The organism is Mameliella sp. LZ-28, assembly GCF_012274245.1.
GTDB lineage: Bacteria > Pseudomonadota > Alphaproteobacteria > Rhodobacterales > Rhodobacteraceae > Antarctobacter > Antarctobacter albus.
Map to the genome: position 1 here is coordinate 22539 of NZ_JAANYX010000001.1, position 15116 is coordinate 37654.

The 15116-nt window shown below is 65.1% G+C and carries 22 protein-coding genes; 13 read left to right on the top strand and 9 right to left on the bottom strand.

What is annotated here, in order from left to right; translation table 11 throughout:
• Positions 1–140: 140 nt before the first annotated feature.
• From G9Q80_RS00055 to G9Q80_RS00075, 5 genes are read left to right on the top strand one after another with little or no spacing between them, the layout of a single operon-like run.
• The gene (locus G9Q80_RS00055; protein ID WP_168246307.1) at positions 141–455 is read left to right on the top strand and encodes a hypothetical protein; all 315 of its coding nucleotides are present in this window, start codon (positions 141–143) and stop codon (positions 453–455) included.
• On the top strand, positions 448–591 hold the full coding sequence (locus G9Q80_RS00060; RefSeq protein WP_168246308.1) for a hypothetical protein: 144 nt from the start codon (positions 448–450) through the stop codon (positions 589–591). The genes G9Q80_RS00055 and G9Q80_RS00060 overlap by 8 nt, the downstream gene beginning before the upstream one ends.
• Positions 588–1073 (top strand): N-acetylmuramoyl-L-alanine amidase, encoded by a 486-nt coding sequence (locus G9Q80_RS00065; protein WP_168246309.1) that lies wholly within the window; start codon positions 588–590, stop codon positions 1071–1073. Before G9Q80_RS00060 ends, G9Q80_RS00065 begins: the two co-directional genes overlap by 4 nt.
• Positions 1070–1399, top strand: a complete 330-nt coding sequence (locus G9Q80_RS00070) for a hypothetical protein (protein WP_168246310.1) — start codon at positions 1070–1072, stop codon at positions 1397–1399. Before G9Q80_RS00065 ends, G9Q80_RS00070 begins: the two co-directional genes overlap by 4 nt.
• A 13-nt stretch (positions 1400–1412) precedes the next feature.
• Entirely contained in the window at positions 1413–1622 is a 210-nt protein-coding gene (locus G9Q80_RS00075) for a hypothetical protein (protein WP_210426114.1), read from the top strand.
• A gap of 224 nt (positions 1623–1846) precedes the next feature.
• Here the strand turns inward: G9Q80_RS00075 and G9Q80_RS00080 are convergent, their stop codons facing one another.
• On the bottom strand, positions 1847–2353 hold the full coding sequence (locus tag G9Q80_RS00080) for a hypothetical protein (protein ID WP_168246312.1): 507 nt from the start codon (positions 2351–2353) through the stop codon (positions 1847–1849).
• A gap of 249 nt (positions 2354–2602) precedes the next feature.
• On the bottom strand, positions 2603–2773 hold the full coding sequence (locus G9Q80_RS00085) for a hypothetical protein (protein WP_168246313.1): 171 nt from the start codon (positions 2771–2773) through the stop codon (positions 2603–2605).
• Between the two features lie 140 nt (positions 2774–2913).
• Between G9Q80_RS00085 and G9Q80_RS00090 the strand changes: the two genes are divergently transcribed.
• Positions 2914–3198: a hypothetical protein gene (locus G9Q80_RS00090; protein ID WP_168246314.1), complete on the top strand. Its 285-nt coding sequence runs from the start codon at positions 2914–2916 to the stop codon at positions 3196–3198.
• Between the two features lie 343 nt (positions 3199–3541).
• On the opposite strand, the gene G9Q80_RS00095 is transcribed toward G9Q80_RS00090, so the two are convergent.
• From G9Q80_RS00095 to G9Q80_RS00120, 6 genes are read right to left on the bottom strand one after another with little or no spacing between them, the layout of a single operon-like run.
• On the bottom strand, positions 3542–4381 hold the full coding sequence (locus tag G9Q80_RS00095; RefSeq protein ID WP_088714058.1) for an NAD(P)/FAD-dependent oxidoreductase: 840 nt from the start codon (positions 4379–4381) through the stop codon (positions 3542–3544).
• Entirely contained in the window at positions 4270–4755 is a 486-nt protein-coding gene (locus G9Q80_RS00100) for an FAD-dependent oxidoreductase (protein ID WP_088714057.1), read from the bottom strand. Before G9Q80_RS00100 ends, G9Q80_RS00095 begins: the two co-directional genes overlap by 112 nt.
• Entirely contained in the window at positions 4755–5039 is a 285-nt protein-coding gene (locus G9Q80_RS00105; RefSeq protein ID WP_088714056.1) for a (2Fe-2S)-binding protein, read from the bottom strand. The genes G9Q80_RS00100 and G9Q80_RS00105 overlap by 1 nt, the downstream gene beginning before the upstream one ends.
• 3 nt (positions 5040–5042) lie before the next feature.
• Positions 5043–5408: an NAD(P)/FAD-dependent oxidoreductase gene (locus tag G9Q80_RS00110; protein WP_088714055.1), complete on the bottom strand. Its 366-nt coding sequence runs from the start codon at positions 5406–5408 to the stop codon at positions 5043–5045.
• Positions 5402–5632, bottom strand: a complete 231-nt coding sequence (locus G9Q80_RS28620) for an FAD-dependent oxidoreductase (RefSeq protein ID WP_157903773.1) — start codon at positions 5630–5632, stop codon at positions 5402–5404. Before G9Q80_RS28620 ends, G9Q80_RS00110 begins: the two co-directional genes overlap by 7 nt.
• Entirely contained in the window at positions 5524–6024 is a 501-nt protein-coding gene (locus G9Q80_RS00120; protein WP_088714054.1) for a Rid family hydrolase, read from the bottom strand. Before G9Q80_RS00120 ends, G9Q80_RS28620 begins: the two co-directional genes overlap by 109 nt.
• Positions 6025–6269: 245 nt before the next feature.
• Here G9Q80_RS00120 and G9Q80_RS00125 point away from each other — a divergent pair, with 245 nt between their 5' ends.
• The 5 genes from G9Q80_RS00125 to G9Q80_RS00145 all read left to right on the top strand — a co-directional run bounded on the left by G9Q80_RS00125 (position 6270) and on the right by G9Q80_RS00145 (position 10972).
• On the top strand, positions 6270–7181 hold the full coding sequence (locus G9Q80_RS00125; protein ID WP_088714053.1) for a LysR family transcriptional regulator: 912 nt from the start codon (positions 6270–6272) through the stop codon (positions 7179–7181).
• A gap of 230 nt (positions 7182–7411) precedes the next feature.
• Positions 7412–7735: a hypothetical protein gene (locus G9Q80_RS00130; RefSeq protein ID WP_133066358.1), complete on the top strand. Its 324-nt coding sequence runs from the start codon at positions 7412–7414 to the stop codon at positions 7733–7735.
• Positions 7736–7842: 107 nt separating this feature from the next.
• Complete coding sequence (locus tag G9Q80_RS00135; RefSeq protein ID WP_088714051.1) at positions 7843–9327, top strand: DUF4153 domain-containing protein; 1485 nt, start codon at positions 7843–7845, stop codon at positions 9325–9327.
• Entirely contained in the window at positions 9327–10001 is a 675-nt protein-coding gene (locus G9Q80_RS00140; RefSeq protein WP_074620792.1) for a response regulator transcription factor, read from the top strand. The genes G9Q80_RS00135 and G9Q80_RS00140 overlap by 1 nt, the downstream gene beginning before the upstream one ends.
• Positions 9998–10972 carry a sensor histidine kinase gene (locus G9Q80_RS00145; RefSeq protein WP_088714050.1) on the top strand — a complete coding sequence of 325 codons (975 nt, stop codon included), beginning with the start codon at positions 9998–10000 and terminating at the stop codon, positions 10970–10972. The genes G9Q80_RS00140 and G9Q80_RS00145 overlap by 4 nt, the downstream gene beginning before the upstream one ends.
• Positions 10973–10982: 10 nt before the next feature.
• Here G9Q80_RS00145 and G9Q80_RS00150 read toward each other — a convergent pair whose 3' ends face one another.
• A complete protein-coding gene (locus G9Q80_RS00150; protein WP_157903772.1) occupies positions 10983–12098 on the bottom strand; it encodes a glycosyltransferase family 2 protein in 1116 nt (371 codons plus the stop codon).
• A 141-nt stretch (positions 12099–12239) separates the two neighbouring features.
• Here G9Q80_RS00150 and G9Q80_RS00155 point away from each other — a divergent pair, with 141 nt between their 5' ends.
• Together G9Q80_RS00155 and G9Q80_RS00160 are read left to right on the top strand one after the other, a co-directional pair.
• Positions 12240–13235 carry an NAD-dependent epimerase/dehydratase family protein gene (locus G9Q80_RS00155; protein WP_069208796.1) on the top strand — a complete coding sequence of 332 codons (996 nt, stop codon included), beginning with the start codon at positions 12240–12242 and terminating at the stop codon, positions 13233–13235.
• A 13-nt stretch (positions 13236–13248) separates the two neighbouring features.
• On the top strand, positions 13249–15048 hold the full coding sequence (locus tag G9Q80_RS00160) for an ABC transporter ATP-binding protein (protein ID WP_088714048.1): 1800 nt from the start codon (positions 13249–13251) through the stop codon (positions 15046–15048).
• Positions 15049–15116: the final 68 nt, after the last annotated feature.

Sequence of the window (15116 nt, forward strand, 5' to 3'; positions counted from 1 at the left end):
TGCTACATGTAGCGAAAGCGCGCGCAAGATGTACGCCACCCTGAGAGAGTGGACCCCGAAAGGGGGTATATCCTGGTGCCAGACCTCATCAACGCGAACATCCAAATTCATCATGTGGGCCAAGGTATTAGGGGGCCGGCATGAGCGGTTGGTATGACAAGGGCAGCGAATACTGGGCCGCTTGGCTGGGTGTTGCCATCTACATGGGGCTGCGCAACGCCGATCGCGCCCCGATCATGCGCCGTGTTCTGAAACTGGCGTCCTCAACGCTGCTTGGCGCCAGCCTGTCGGAAACGGTTTCGGGGATGGTTGGCGTCAGCGAAACCCTCGTGATGGTCTTCCTTGTCGTCGGGGCGCACCTGGTCCTCGATCTCATGGTGGCGCTGCTCTCCGACAGGGCCCTGATCGCTGACCTTGTGCGCGGGCGGCTGGGTGGGGGGCGCGGCAATGGCTGAGACATCGCACGTCAGGCAGACGATTCAATGCAGCTGGGACCGCATTTTGGTTCTGGTCCTGATCATCGTCCTCGCCGCGATGTTCCCCCGCGCCGAAAACGAGACAACACCGGCACAAATGGAGGCCACGGAATGATCCACCAGGGCAAAGCCCGATACCCGGTGCGCGAAGCGATCCTGCACACCTCGGCCACGCCGGGCGGCTGGGAGGATGGAAAGAGCGACCAGGAGATCTATGACCAGTTTTGGAACTGGCATGTGGAGGGGCACCCGCACCGCTGGCGCAAGATCGGCTATCACCGGATCATTCGCACGGACGGGACGGTGCTGTGGGACACCAAGTACCTGCGCTCGATCACCGAAATTGGCGCGCATGTGAAAGAGCGCAATCGCGGCACCATAGGGATTTGCCTGATCCCTGCGCGCACGGTGCCGAACGTCCTGCGCCGGAACGCGGTCTTCATGGACTACTATACTGGGGCGCAGGCTCAGGCGCTCAAGGGCTACCTCAAAGAATTGGGCGAAATCACCGATTTGAAATGGGTGACGGGCCACAACGACTATGCGCCCAAGGCATGCCCCGGTTTCAATGTCCAGGGCAGGAACTGGCTGCCGTGATCCGCTGGGCGCTCATCGCGGCGCTGGGGGCGGCCCTGACGCTTGCCGGGCTGCTGGTGCGGGAAATGCGGGCCACCGGTCGGCTGGCGGCCGAGAACGCGGATCTCGCCACAAAGGTCGAGGCTCTTCAGCGGAAGATCGAGGCCGACCAGATCGCCGTCGCCATCGCCCGCGACATCCAGAAACGAGAGCGCATCCGCGCGGCTGAGTTTGACCGGATCCGCGAGGATTTGATTGCCGGAGGACACGATGAGCCGATTCCTGACTGGTTCCACGATCATCTGCGCCGCCTGGGCATTGGCGGCGTGCGACCCGCCGCGGACTGAAACCGTTTTCGTCGTGCCGGATGTGCCCGAGGATTTGCTGACACCGGTCGAGGTGCCGGCGCGCCGGATCGAGATCCTGACCGACGTGGGATTGGTCTTGGCCGATCACGTCGAAGCTCTGGAACTGGCGAACGACCGAATCCGGGGCGTGCGGTGCGTGTTGGAGGGGGTGAAGAGCGGTGGAGAGTTGGAGTGTTCCGGGCCTGTCAGCGACCCTCGGTGACGCGCTGCCCGGCGCGCAGGGTCTGACGATCGAGGACCAGGAACGGATCGACGAGACGGTCGCACGGGGCTGTGCGGCTGGGGTCTGGTCGCGGGCACACTGTACGGATCACACGCCGGCGAGCGCGGAGCGGCGAGCCAAACTGGCTGCGGAATCAAGCGGCTAAAGCGACGGCGTGTTGCCGACACGCCGTCGTCGTCGCCTGTCTTGGCTACCGAGACCAGTTAGTTCAGTAGTACTCGCACATCATGACCGTTGCGAATGGACACGCGCTGTGCAAGAGCTCCACCCTCTGGGATAATATTGTTCCCGACCGTCCAAAGAACTCGCGTAATGACGTAATAGTCCCCATTGGCGACGTTTGTGAACATGAAGTCGCCTTCAGCGTCGCACTTCGACGTTCGCCTCATGGATAGATACTGAGGCGGCAGGTTCTTTTGGTTCACGCCTTGGAGTACATTGATTCGGCCGCCATTCACGTTGCCATATATCTGGCTCATGCGCTGGGTCGTGTACTTTCCTGCCGGCATTAGGCTTACTTCTTCACCGGCGCAGGTGACGACGCCGCCGCCCTGTTGGCGAAAGAAGGCTTGACCCTCAATATTGGCTGAGCCGCGCTGATTGATATACGCCACTTCACTCGGATCGAACGGAACGGTTGTCTCAATTTCTCGTCCCATGCAGCCTGCGGTCGCCATCGTCAATAGGCTCGCAAAAACAACTTTCTTCATACTGTCTCTCTGATTCTTGGCTTTGTGCTGCAAACTGTCCAGAACTGTCGCGAGAGCGCAATCAGGTTTTTGCAAGCATGTAGTGCTGGTTGGGGGGCGACACCTGATCAGAGATCGGACGCACGATCGAGAGGTCGGGCGCTATATCCTAGACGACGGCCGCGACATCGGTGCGGTCCTGATCGGGCAGGGGGTCTGTGGGCGCTGTGCGCGGTTCGATCCGCAGGGTGGGTATATCAAGGTGCAGCGTCAGGTGAGGCCGTTCCAGGGCGAGGTGCCGGGGTATTGCGCTCCATGATCTGCCTCTGGTTCAAGTGCGCGGCTTGCGGATTCGAGAACACCATTCCCGCCCCGCAAGAGAGTAACGGCCTGCTGCGTGACGAGATCCTGCGCCGGTGCAAGTGTCGTCGTTGCCGCCATGTCGGCGCCTCTGACATGCATCGGTTCTACGATCCAGGCGCCGACGCGCTCTGGGGTACGCGGACGGAGTAGGGCGGTTTCTTGTGTCCCGTTTGTGTCCCGTTTAACTGAATCCAAACGCCTTCAATCGGGACTAAACGATGAACATTTGGGAAATATATGTCGAACATGCGGATTTGCGCTGCCCTCCGAAGGCAGAGGCCAAAGGTTCGAATCCTTTCGGGTGCGCCAAAAAATCAAGCACCTGTGTCGAACGTCCTGTCACCGTTTCTGTAACGCGTAACAGTTTCAACGTCTTGGCAAGGGTTTCCGTCGCATCCCGCGCCGACCGGATGAGCGCTGGCAAGCGGTTTTGGCAGACCAGCCTGGCCGTTTTTCCGACTTTCGCGAATCCGGGTTCATTTTCTCTGAGCCTCGCGCCTTGAACTCGACACATGCTCCAATTTCGCCGTCGCCAGAATCGTCGGTTTCTGTTCGGTCAGGGCGTCGTCGCGGGGCATCGTTCTGCGACGGATGGGACGGGGCAGCGCGGCGCGCTCACGCGGGCCTGGGGCGGCACTGGTCGTTACAGCCCGACCAGTTGGCCAACCGCGCTCTCGGACTCAAGCCCTGGCAATTGGCTATCTGGCTGGACTGTTGGAAGTGGTGAGGACTGTATGGTCTTCGGCGCTGTGACTGCAATGCGTCAGCCTTGCTCGGATGCCGGCTGATGCCAGGGCGCGGCTCGACGATATGGTCATTCGGCAATTCAAATCTTGATTTGGTTGGTCACTCGTCGAGACCCCGATACGCTTCAAGCGGGATGGGCTTGACCGGCAGATAGGCGTTGAAGCGACCGCATTTCGCGATCGGCATACCTCTCGACGCGGCAATTCGCGCTGCGATGCTGCCTTCGCAATAGCGCCCCTGGCACGGCCCCATCCCGCTGCGGCATTCCAGTTTCACCGGGCTTGCAGAGGACATGAAGGGATTGTCGGCCAGGGCCTTCTCGATTTGACCGCTGGTGATTTCCTCGCAACGGCAGATCACGGTGTCATTCCGGCGCGACAATTCGGCGAGCCCGTTGCGACGTGGGTCGAACATCCGTTGCATGACGCCGGAGAACCTCTCGGCGCTCGCGAGTTGCTTGCGGGCGCCGGGCAGATCGGTGGCTTCGAGACGGCCGGACAGCGAGACGGCAATGGTCAATCCCGCCATGTGCCCCTCGGCCCGGGCGCGTTCGGCCCCGGCAAGGCCTGTCGGCTCGCCAGCGACGTAAATGCCCGGCGCGGTGCTGCGGAAGGTGTCATCATGTTCGACCGTCCAGCCGCCGCCGGCAGAATTCCAGATCAGGTCGCAGCCGGCCTGCCGGGCCAGTTCGGTCGACGGAGTAAAGCCGTACCCAAGGGCAAGCACCTCGGCCGACAGGTTGTGCGTCTTGCCGGTCAGGGCCCAGTCGCGGTCAACCTCGGCAAGTTGAACCCCGAGCCCGCCGTTCCCTTCGACGACGTCCGAGATCACGGTCCGTCGCAGGATGGATACGCGGGCGTGGAGGATCTTGTGCATGGCGCGCGCGGCCTCGGCAAAGATCGAGACGTGGCCCGGGATCGCGGGCAGGCTGCGCAGCATCTCGGCCGGTCCGGGCAGGTCGCCAGCAGCAGGCGGCGCGCGGCGATCTGACGGCCTCCGCCGGGCGTGCTGACCGCCACGGTCAGGGTTGGGGCGTCCGGATCATCGCGATCCCGCAGGACGCCAAAGGCCGTGGAGCGGAAATGCGTCTGGATGCCGGGGTGATCCTCGAACCGTTCGATCAGGTCGCGCGCCCAGCCATAGGGCCAGTAGGTGCCGTGCCGCGTTCCCCATTCCGCGGGCGGGCGGCGAAAGATCTGTCCGCCCGCCCGGGCCTGTTCGTCCACGACCGTGACCGTCAATCCGGCCCCGGCTGCGGCAAGCGCGGCGGCCATACCCGCCGGGCCGGCCCCGACGATGACAAGATCGCGCATCACGACCCCTCCTGCGTTCTGACGTCCATACCTTCACGCACATCCGTCAGGCAGGCGCGGACCAGCGGGTGCCCGTCGACGCGGACGGCAAAGTCGAAACGGGTGCCCATGTTGCAGAACGGCAGGCGCGGTTGACCTTGGCGGGTGATCCCGAAGGCCGGGATGCCTGCCGCCAGCAATGCGGCGGCCAGTGTCTCGCCCGTGTGGCCGGTGATCGGTGCGCCGTCGAAGGTGAACCGGACTTCCGGGCCGCGCGGCGTTTCCATGCGAATGGCTTTGACCATCTGTCAGGTCCTCCTGTATCGGGCCGGGTCGAAATTCGACAGGTCCGTGTCCGGTGTCCGGCCCGACACCAGCGCGGCCAGCGCCTCGGCAAAGCTGGGGCCGAGTGTGAAGGCCGATCCGCCGGTGGCGACGAAGGCGCCGGGCATGTCGGGCACCGGGCCGACCAGTGGCAACTGGTCCTCGGTCACGGTTGTCGTGCCGACCCAGCTGCGGATCGCGGGGACCCGGGCGAGTTCGGGCAGGACGCGGATCGCCATATCGGCATTGCCGGCCAGCGAGGCCGGCAGAAGCTCGGGCTTGACCGAGAAATCGGGGTCGCCAACCGCATCACGGATCAACCGCGCGGGCCAGCCGCCACCGATCAGCACGTTGGCGTCCAGCGCCTGGTCCAGACGCCTGCGGGGATTACGATGGTCTGGGTGCTGACCGCTTCGGTCACACCGTCCGATTCCAGGTCAACGTACCAGTACCCGCCGCTGCGGGTCAGGCCGGTGACCTCGGTCCGGGTACGGATCTCTGCCCCGCACTTCTTCGCGGCGCGGGCGATCGCGGGGCCAGCGGTGCGGGCGTCGGCCTTGCCCTCCAGCGGCAAAGGGCCGCCGCGATCACGCGATCCGAAAGATAGGGCGCGATGCGGTCGATCTCGGTCCGGTCGATGACCCGGTTGTCGAGGCCCCAGGCGCGCTGATCGGCCCCTTCGTCAAAGCAGGGCACCGTCCGGCCAGCACGCTTGTCGGTGGTGAAGACGCGCAGACCCTGCACGGTTTCATTGGTCATGCCGGCAGCGGCCAGCACCTCGCCGGGGTTTGCGACCGCCAGCGCAAGCTGGCCAGCCATGTCGCCGGGATGCTGTGGCGCGCCCGTGGCATCGGTGGCGCATTGACCCGACAGGGTCAGGACGCGCGTTGCCCCGGTGACTTCGCGGGCATGGGCGAAACCGAAGCCGTCCTGCCATGTCCACGGGTTTATTTCTCTGGTGTCCATTGGTGTCCTCACTGTTGTCATCACGTTTGGGGCTTGCCGGTCTTGCGCCGGCCCGCTCTTCACCCGGCCTGCGTGCCGTGGGGGGAAGGCTGCGATGACGCCTATTTTTCAGGAGGCTAAAGTTGCAATAAATGACCGTATTTCGCGGATTATGTTGCGATAAACACGACTAAAAATCATGATTGTCAGCACCCTGATGGGTGCTGTCAAAATCGGCGGCTCCGACGCCTGACAAGGAGATCGACGTGAATCTGGATGATCGCCGGATAGCCCTTCTTTACGACGCATGGCGCCACGGCTCCATGCGCGCGGCGGCCGACGTGCTGGACCTGGCCCCGTCTTCCATCAGTCGCCAGATCGCGCGCCTGGAAGAGGAAACCGGTGCCAGCCTGATCGAACATGGCCGCCGCGAGATCCGTCTGACGGAGGCCGGTCACGCGGTGATCGACTATTTTCGGGCGCGGCGGGCCGGTGTGGATGAGCTCGAAGGCCGCCTTCAGGACCTGTCTTCCGGCCGGTCAGGCCATGTCCATCTGGCGCTAGGCGAAGGGTTCCTGGGACCGGCTCTCTACGACACGCTTGACAGTTTCATGGACGGGTTTCCCGGCATGACACTCTCTGTCAGTGTGACCGACACCACGCAGATGGTGCGCCTGCTTCTCGAAGACGAGGTGCATTTCGGACTTGGCTTTCATCCCCTGTCCCATCCGCAGATCGTGTCGCGCTATCGCGCGCCGGTTCCGTTGATGGCGATCATGCGGGCGGATCACCCCTTGGCCCGCCGCGAGAGTATCGGTTTTGACGCGCTGTGCCGCGAACCGTTGGCCTTGATGGGGCAGTCATTCCGGATCCGCCAGATGCTTGACGCCGCTGCCCTGGACAGGGGGCACAGCATCGCGCCCGGGTTCACCAGCAATTCCATCGCACTGCTGACCCGGACGGCTGTCGCGGGCCGCGCGCTGACGGTGCTGCCGGCTTTCAGCGTCAGCGCGGAAATCGCATCCGGCATTTTGGCAAGCGTGGCCATCGAAGCGCCGCAACTCCAGGCCGTCTACGTTCACCTGCTGGCCCGGCGAAACCGGGTGTTTCCCCCGCATCTCGGCAGCCTGATCGAGCAGATCCGGACCCGGTTGCTGCCATCGGCCCTCAAGGCGTAGGCAGCCAGGGCCGCCTGGCAAAATGCCCGCATCGGTTTGGCAACATGCTGTTTGCCCTATGGTGCTTGATACCTTCGCGGACCCGTCCATGTCGCGTTGTGGGGCACGCAGTGGCCTGACGACGGCGTAATACCCGCCACCAGGATCGGACGCCAAGCGCTCTTGCCGCCCTTTGTGACGACCGCGCAGCGTGTCATCCGGTCGGTCGGCGGCTTGCCGGCCCTGAAACCGTGCCAGAGACATACTGCCACCACATTTCTCCTGCCTCGGGCGTGGATTCCGGCAAGAACGGCGAAACGCGTGCCGTGCTGGATCCGGAGGGATTGCGGTTCTATCGCAAGATGCCCGAAACCGTCAGGCGCAGGGCGGATGGTTTGCCGATGGGTGAACGTGCGGCCTTCGTCGGTTTGTGGGGCCGCGCCGAAGCGCGGCACTGTCCACACGGGTCTGAACGGCTCATGGAACCGGGCCGGCACTATGGGTTCCGGGTCCGCACCACGAAAGACTGGAAGGCCCCACGCAACTGGGCTTTGGAGGCCGTCCTCGACCAGTGAAGGGGCCCTTGCTGCCCGCCCTGCACGAAATCTGCACAACTCGCGCGCAAGCCCTGCACGCAGCCAGGTTCATCCTGGTCCCATTCCAAAACACGGGAGAGTGGGACATGGACAGGCAATTGAGTATTCCCGGGCTGCCACACGCATTGGCAAGAGACGGCTGGTGGCTTGACGAGGGCGCAGCCCCGCCAGCGCAGGGCGACGGTGGGTCCGGCCCTGCCGGGGTGCGGTTTCCCCGACGCCTCGCGGCGGTCTTGACGCTGGTGGCGCTGGCGGACTTTCTGTTCTGGGGCAGGGTGCCGGGCCTTTCGGTGGTGATCTTTGCCGCGGCGATCCTGGCATGGGGTCTGCAGGGGGCCGGGGCATGGCGGCGCCCGGCGGGGCTGTTCCTGGTCGCGGCCCTGCCGGCGGTCGATCATCTGCAGCCGCTCTCGCTGGCCTTCCTGCTGGTCGGGCTGGGAGGCGCGCTGACCTGGGCGCATCACCCGGCGGCGCCGATTGCGGCGCTGTCGTCCGCCACGGGCGCCTTTCTGGGGCGGTTGCCTGTGGCCTGGCTGGCACAGCTTGACCCGCGCCGCCTGTTTGCCTTGCCCGCAGCCCTGGCGGAGGCGCCGGTTCCGTTGGTGCGCAAGGTCTTGCGCGACTGGGCCTTGCCGCTGGGCGGCGCATTGGTGCTCGTGGCGCTCTTGATGCAGGCGAACCCTGTGCTGGCGCAGCTTGTGCAGATCGACCTGGATCTCTGGCAATTGGCACAGCGCCTTGTCTTCTGGGGCGGGATCGCGGTGCTGGTCGGTCCGTTCCTGGCGCCGGTGCCGCCATGCGACCGGGTAACCCGCGGCCTTGTGATACCGTCGATTGCGCCGGGATGGCTCAACCCCGGATCCGTCCTGCGCGGCCTGGCGGTCTTCAACCTGCTGATCGCGGTACAAAGCCTTACCGATGTCTCGATCCTGCTCGGGGGCGCCGATCTGCCCGAGGGGATGACCCTGGCCGAATACGCGCATCGCGGCGCCTATCCGCTGTTGGCTGCGGCGGTCCTGGCCGGCGCATTCGCCCTGGCGGTGCGGCCTTTCCTGGGCGAACACCGCCTGATCCGGCCGCTGCTGCTGCTTTGGCTGATGCAGAACATGGTGTTGTGCGGGGCGGCGGCGCTGCGTCTGGACCTCTACATCGAGACCTTCGGGCTGACCTACCTGCGGCTGCACGCGCTGATCTGGATGGCGCTGGTGGCGGCGGGGCTGGGACTGGCGCTGTGGCAGGTGCTGCGGGCGCGGTCGAATCGCTGGTTGCTGGTGCGGGGCGGTGTTCTGGGGCTGGCGACGCTGTACCTCTGCGCGATGGTGAATTTCGCCCAGGTGATCGCGGCACAGAACGTGACCCGGGCAGAGCCGGACCTGTGGTATCTCTGCGGTCTGGGCCCGATGGCCGCAGGGCCGATCGTCGAAAGCGGCCTGGGCCGGGTCACCGGGCGTTCGGTCCAGTTGGGGCCGTGCCGGATCACTCGTCCCGAGGTCGAGGACTGGCGGGGTTGGGGCTTTCGCAGTTGGCGCGCAAGCCGCTATGTTCAAGGCGTGATGGTGGAGCGGCCCTGATGAAGATCCTGATCGTGGACGACGATCCCCGCCTGCGTGAACTGGTGCGGCTGGCGCTGGAACGGGCGGGCCATGCGGTCATCACTGCCGGCGACGGGCAGCAGGCGCTGACCCATGCCGCGCGCGAGGCGCCGGACCTCGTGGTGCTGGACGTGGGCCTGCCCGAGATGGACGGGTTCGAGACCTGCCGCCGCATCCGCGCACGATCCGAGGTCCCGATCCTCTTTCTGACCGCGCGGGATGACGAGATCGACCGCATTCTCGGCCTGGAACTGGGGGCCGACGACTATGTGACAAAACCCTTCAGCCCGCGCGAACTGGTCGCGCGGGTGGGCGCGATTCTGAAGCGCACCGCGCGCGGGACCGTTCCGGCACGGCTGGAACGGGGGCGCTTGTCGCTCGATTGCCATGCGCGGCTCTGCCGCTTTGGTCCCGCCGAGATCGCTCTGACCGCAACCGAATTCGGCCTCCTCGCGCGGCTGATGCAAGAGCCCGCGCGCCTGACGCCGCGCGCCGACCTTGTCGCCGCGCTTTGGGGGGCGCAAAGCGCGGTGTCGGACCGGACGCTGGACAGCCACCTTCGCAACCTGCGCCGCAAGCTGGCCGAGGCCGGCTGCGCCGAGGCGGTCGAGACGGTGCACGGGCAGGGGATGCGGATGGGGCCGTGTCGATGACCGGGCATTGGCGGCCCTCGCTCGGCTTTGTCCTTGGCGGGGCGTTGGGCGCGACGCTGGTGGTGTCCTTCGCGGGGCTGGTGGCGCTGCGTTACCTGGGGCCGGTGATCGGGTTCCGCAACGCGGCGATCCTGCTGGCCCTGTCGATCACGCTGGTGACGGCGGTCCTGGGCTGGCTGCTGGTGCGGCTCTTGCTGCGCCCGATCCGCGCGCTCGAGGCCTATGCCGAGGCGCAGGAAAGGGGCGACACCCCGGCGCCGCCGCGCCATTTCGGCACCCATGAACTGCATGCCACCGCCCGCCGGGTGATCGCGATGGCCGAGACGCTGCGCGACCGAGAAGCGACGATCCGCGCCTTTACCGACCAGGTGACACATGAGTTGCGTACCCCCGTCACCGCGATCCGCGCGGCCAGTGAACTGTTGGAGGATGGCGGGGCGCTGGGCCGTGACGACGCGGCGCTGGTGGCGCAGGTCGACGGCGCCTGCACCCAGATCGAGCGCCAGCTTGCCGCGCTGCGCGAGGTCGCCCGCGCGCGGGAGACGCGCTACCTCGGCACGTCCAGGCTGGACGATCTGCTGCCGGGCCTGCGCGAGGACCACTCGGATCTGGTCTTGCAGGTCGAGGGCGGCAGCGTGCCCTTGCCGATCGCCGGGGCGGGCATGAAGATCGTTCTAGGCCAGCTGTTGCGCAATGCGGGCGAACATGGCGCAGGCCGGGTTCTGTTGCACGCAGGGACAGGGAACGGCGCGGCCTTCCTGGAGGTGCAGGATGACGGGGCGGGGATTTCGCCGGGCAATGCCGGGCGCGTCTTCGACCCGTTTTTCACCACGCGACGCGGCGCAGGGGGCACCGGCATGGGACTGGCCATCGTCCGCAGCCTGCTGAGCGCCCATGGCGCCGCCATCCGGCTGCTGCCGGCGGAACGGGGCACGCGGCTGCGGATCGTATTCGCATCCAGCGTGCGTTAGCTGTCCGGGCCTAGGCAGGGGTGGGCAGGGGCGTGACCTGCGACAACCGCTTTTCATAGGCGGCATCGTTTCGGTCGAGGACCGGACGGTAGGACGGGGCATAAGGCGCGCCTTCGGCAATCGCCTCTGTCGGGTCGTAGTCCTCGAACATCCGCAGGTCGCCCTGACCCGGTTTGGGCAGCAGGCCCAGGCGGGTCTTGATGCGTTTCTTGGCGACCTCCAGGAACTGCCCGAGGCGAGTCAGCATGATACGGAAAAAGGCCAGGGGCGTCTCGATCATCGCCTTGCCCAGGATCGCACCTGCATCACGCAGGTGCAGGCCGCGCGACAGCCGGATCACTGCGTTGCTGTAGGTCGTGGCCAGGGCCAGCTTGCGGATTTCCCGGCTGATTCTGGGATCTGCCATGAACTTCTCGACCACGGCATTGCCGCCAAGCGACATCGCGTAACGGTTCGAGGACATGTTGCCCGCGTAGATGCGATAGCCGACAAGATACTCGCGCACGACTTCCATCTTGTAGCGCCGCAACAGCCGCAACTGGAAATCCCGGTCCTCGCAGCCGCCGATGCCGTTCTGGGCATAGGAGGGATCGAAACCGCCGACCTCCAGCGCTGCCTCGCGCCGGACAAGCAGGCTGCTGCCGTTGCCGACGTGGTTGACGACCAGGTGACTGGGAAAGATCGCGCCGCGCGCGTCATGCACCAGCCCGTCCCCGCGCACCTCGCCGTGGGTGTTGATGGTGCGGAAGAGGGCGTAGCAGGCGGCCCAGTCGGGATCGCCCTTGTGCCGTTCCAGCGCGGCGACCTGCCGGGCGATCTTGGTGGGGTGCCACAGGTCGTCCGCGTCGAGATAGGCGACATAGTCGGCGGCAGAGGCGCGGGTGCCGACATTCCGGGCATTGGCGACACCACCGTTGGCAATCGTAATCACGCGCAGGTTGTCCACCCTGGAAGTCAACTCGCGCAGGATGTCGGGCGTGGCATCCGTCGATCCATCGTCAACTACAATTATTTCAAGGTTTTCATGCGTTTGCCGTGAGGCCGACAAGATGGTAAGTTCAACGAAAGCAGCGCCGTTGTAGACCGGGATGATCACGCTGACCGAAGGGGTATCCGCTTGCGACATTTCCGTGTCCGTGCTTTCTTGACAAGCTACCATTGATGGCAGAATTCACTGTGGTTTACGCCGGTATGGCGGCTTGGGTCCGGGGCGACAAGCCCATGCGCAGGATTTGGTTTCTCGGTTGATTGAAGTGAGATTTGACAGATGAAAAGACACTCTTCCCCTTCCCGGGGCGCCAGAGTGCTTGTTTCCGGGGGGTGTGGTTTCATCGGCTCCCATTTGTGCGATGCATTGCTGGCGCGGGATGATCTGTCCGCCCTTGTCTGCGTCGACAACCTGTGGACCGGGACGGTCGACAACATCGCGCATGTTCGCGACAGCCGCTTTTCATTTGTCGAATGCGATGTGGAAAAGTTCACCTCGGACAGCCTGTTCGACGAGGTGTATCACCTGGCGTCGCCCGCCTCGCCGCAATGGTACATGAGCGATCCGCAACGCACGATTTCGGCCAATATCGTCGGGGCGATCAACCTGCTGCGCTACCTGAAGGAGGACGGGCGGTTCTGCTATACCTCCACCTCCGAGGTCTATGGCGATCCGGTGGTGACGCCGCAGCCCGAAACCTATCTTGGCGCGGTCAGCTGTACCGGCCCGCGATCCTCCTACGACGAAAGCAAGCGCGTGACCGAGTCCCTGCTGTTCGAGATGCGCCGGACGCGGGGTCTGGATATCCGGGTTGCGCGGCTGTTCAACGTCTATGGCCCGCGCACCCGCGTCGACGATGGGCGGGCGGTGTCCAATTTCATCAGCCAGGCGCTGTCCGGGGCGCCGATGACCATTTACGGCGATGGTACACAGACCCGCAGCTGGGGCTACATCGACGATATCGTCGAGGGGCTGGCGCGGTTCTTCTGGCGGGATGCGATCGACTATCCCGGCCCGCTGAACATTGGCAATAACCGCGAGATCTCGGTGGGCGGCGTCGCGCGCTATATCGGCGACCTGACAGGCCAACCCGAGATCGTGCACATGCCCAGCCCGCCGGACGATCCGACCAACCGTTGCCCGGACCTGACGCTGGCCAACAGGATCCTGCCCGGCTGGAAATGCGAAGTCCCCTACGAAGACGGCGTGCGGCGCACGATGCAGTGGTTCCGGGACGTGATGAAACCCTCGCCGGACGTGCGGCGCGCGAAATAGGGCGGCTTCGCGGATGAAGGCTCTGTTGCGCGACAGGATGCAAACCGCAGAATGGCGGCGGTTCGGGCGCGTGCTCGGTCTGCTCAGGGCCAGCCGGGGGTCGGTTTTCGTGGTTGTCGCACTGGGCCTTGTCTCGTCGCTCTTCGAGGGGATCAGCCTTTATCTCTTTCTGCCGATCCTTGCACATCTGCCGGGCCAGTCGGGGGCAGAGGGCACGCTGCCGGCGCTGCTGGGCTGGGTCGACGACTGGTTTCCGCCGGACTGGGTCTTTACCGGGCTGCTGACAATGGCGGTGCTTGGCATCGTGCTCAAGAACGCGGTCAACTACCTGAACGTGGCGGTCTTTGCCTTTGTGAACTGCCGTGCGGGCCACCTTTTGCGCAGCAAGCTGAACGGCCAGATCCTCATGGCCAGCAGCAGCCATATCAACCAGACCCAGACCGGTGAGATCGCCAATGCCATGATCTCGGAAACCTGGCGCTCGGTCGAGGTTCTGGGCGACCTGTTCCGCATCCTGGTCAATGCCTGCGCGCTGGTGGTGCTGCTGGGAGTGCTGGCCATCGTGTCCTGGCAGGCGACACTGCTGGCGATGGGTGTCGGCGGGCTGTTCATGCTGGTGTCGCGGGTGATGACCGATGCCACCAACCGCGCCAGCGCCGAGGCGGTGGCCTCGAACACGGATTTCATCGGCCGGTTCTGGGAAACGATGGAAGGTCTGCCGGCCATCCGCCAATACGACCAGGCCGCCGCCGAGGGCGCGCGCTTTGATGCATTGTCGCGCCGGGTGGAAAAGGTCTACCTGCGGATGCAGCTGATCCAGAACGTGATCGGCCCCAGTTTCGAGGTGCTGGTCGCGATCTTCGTCGCGGTATTGCTGTCGCTGATGTTCCATTTCGGCATCGGCGGCCCCAGCGTGGCGGTGTTCCTGCTGATCCTGTTCCGCGCTGCACGGTCGTTGCGCGGGGTCATGGTGGGGGTCAACAAGATGCGCCAGCTGTCCTATGCCGTCGAAGAAGTGGGCCGCGTGGGCGAAGCCTGCGCCGCCTCGGCACTGCCCAGCGGAAACCGTCCCTTTTCGAGCCTGGCGCAGGGCATCCGCCTGCGCGACGTCAGCTATCGCTATCCCGGTCGCTCAGAGCTCAGCCTTGACGGCATCGACATCGAGATCCCCGCCGGAGGGTCCGTGGCCTTCGTGGGTCATTCGGGGTCCGGCAAGACGACGGTTGCCCGGCTGCTGGGGCGGGAATTCGATCCGACGCAGGGGCATGTGGAGGTCGACGGCATGGACCTGCGCGAGATCGACCTGGGGACCTGGCGGCGGCGGGTGGCGATCGTGCCGCAGGTGACGCATATCTTTGACGGCACCGTCGCCGAGAACATCGCCTACGGCGCCCAGGATGCCAGCGAGGCGCAGATCCGCCAGGTCGCCCACCAGGCCCAGTGCGATACATTCGTCCAGGCCCTGCCCAAAGGGTTCGACACGCGCATCGGGGCCAAGGGGGTGTTGCTCTCCGGCGGCCAGCGCCAGCGGATCGCCTTTGCCCGCGCCCTGTTGACGCGGCCGGATGTGCTGATCCTGGATGAGGCCACCAACGAGCTGGACACCCGCACAGAGACCGCGATCATGGAGAACCTGCGCCGGTCCCAGGCGGGCAAAACGCTGGTCATCATCGCGCACAGGCTGTCGACCGTGACCTGGTGCGACAGTATCGTGGTTCTTTCCGAAGGCAGGCTGGTTGAAACCGGTGCCCCGGCAGAGCTGATGGGCCGGGCCGGTGGCGCCTTTGCCGGGCTGATCCGCAACCAGCACTAGCCGCGGGCTTCCCGTTTGGCCGCATCCGCGCTAGGAATGAGAGAAGGTTGATATAGCAACAACCTTGC